General features: G+C 61.9%; 2 protein-coding genes. Both read right to left on the bottom strand.

The genetic code is table 11. From position 1 onward, the window contains the following. The coding region (locus tag C1949_RS19180) for a two-partner secretion domain-containing protein (protein WP_146040367.1) at positions 1 to 1029 on the bottom strand (1029 nt) is incomplete at its 3' end. Between the two features lie 80 nt (positions 1030 to 1109). Continuing rightward, positions 1110 to 1817: YDG domain-containing protein (locus C1949_RS19495; RefSeq protein WP_211287226.1), on the bottom strand; the 708-nt coding region annotated here is incomplete at its 5' end.

Raw genomic sequence — 1817 nt, 5'->3', positions numbered from 1 at the left:
GCTATCGGTTTGCGGGTCGCTGCTGTCGCTGATGGTGAAATCGGTCGGGTCGATCAGCCATTCGCCGGTGCTGCCGTTGTTGGCTTTGGTGGTGACCTGGGTGCCGCCAGCAATCTTGACGTGGGCGCCGGAGGTGTCGATAAAACCGCCGTCGCCGGATTCGGGTGCAGAAGCATCCAGTGTGCCGGCCACATTCACCGTGCCGCCGTTAAAGCCACCCTTGAGCACGATGGTGCCGCTCTGGTTGTCCAGGGTGTGTGCTTCAATCACCCCGGTGTTGTTGACTACGGTTTGCAGCAGGGCGTTGGTGGCGTTGGCGGTCATCACCACCTGGCCGCCGTTGGCGCGAACCAGTTGGTGGTTTTCCACCAATGCATTCAGGGTGCCTTCATCCACGGTCACGTTCAGCAGACCGTCGCCGGCAAAGTCCAGGGTGATCTTGTCGCCGGCCGCTAGCGCCACCGTGCCCTGATTCGCTTGAATAACACCGTGGTTGCTGACCTGCCCGCCCAGCAGGGCGACTGCGCCCTGGTCGGCATTGAGGGTGCCGCGGTTGATGACCGCGGCGTTGTTGCCGTCGCCGCTGAACTGGTAATTGCCGTCGTTAAAGTCTTCATCACTGAGGCTGAGGGTCGAGGCCACCAGCGCCCCCACGTTGACCGCTGCACCCTGACCAAACAACACCCCGTTGGGGTTGACCAGAAAGACCTTGCCGTTGGCATTGAGGTTGCCGTAGATCGCCGAGGCGTCTTCACCGATCACCCGGTTCAACGCTACCGAGTTGCTGCCCGGCTGGTAGAAGTTGACCGTATGGCCCGCGCCAATGTCGAAGCTGTCCCAGTTGGTGATCAGCTTGTCGCTGTTCTGCTGCACGTTCAGGCTGTTGCCATTCTGGCTGATGCTGCCGGAGCCGCCGACAATATTGCCGCCGGTGGGCAGGTCAGCAGCATGCAGGTTGGCTGCGCTCAGGCTGATGGCGATGGCCAGGGCAGTGGGGGCGAAGTTCGGGGTTCTGGGTAAACGGCTCATGTGAAGTCCCTTTGGTGTTTAACCGGCCGCTGCACTGTGCAGCGGCGCTTTCCGGTAAGGCTTGGACGTGTCAGGTAGGTTTAGCGGCTGGCCATGGGCAGATGCAGGGCATCGTCGTCGACGTCGAGCTGATAGCCGGTATCGTTCGGTGCACTGAGTCCGCGCTGCTCTTGTGGCTGACTGTCGATAGCGGACTGGTAATCAGCGCTCTGCACAAAGCCCTGCATGTTGGCGGGCACCGAATCCGGGGCGACCAGTTGGTAGTTGCCTGCGTCAGCACCGGTCAGTGAGGCATCGATCAGCACGCGGTTCTCGCCCGGCGAGAGGCTGGCGAACAAACCGCTGAGCTGCAGCGCAACGTCGTCACCGCTGATGGTGCCGTTCAACACACCTTCGAGGGTTGCCGTCAGCGAGCCGTCAAACAGCTTGTCCAGGGCGCGGATGTCGGCGGTGATGGTCTTGCGGTCGATGTTGGCCGTGGTGCTGCTGTTGGTGGTGAGCACATAGTTGCCCGCATCACCGCCACCGAGTGAGCCGCTGACGGTGACCTGCTTGCCGGTGCCGACGTGCTTGTCAGCGAAGGCGCCAGTGGTGTTGAACTGCAGATCATCGCCGCTGATTACGCCGTCCAGGGTGCCGTGGGTGTTGGCGTAGGTGCTGCCATCGTAGGTTTTGCCATCGGCAGTGATGTTGCCGGTGATGGCCTTGCGTTCGATGGTCAGGGTGCCGTTGACAAAGCTCAGCTCATAGTTGCCGTCGGTGCCGCTGGCGGTCAGGGTGTAGCTGCC

Source organism: Halopseudomonas oceani, assembly GCF_002903165.1.
Lineage (GTDB): Bacteria > Pseudomonadota > Gammaproteobacteria > Pseudomonadales > Pseudomonadaceae > Halopseudomonas > Halopseudomonas oceani.
This window is presented reverse-complemented; position numbering and strand designations above follow the sequence as displayed.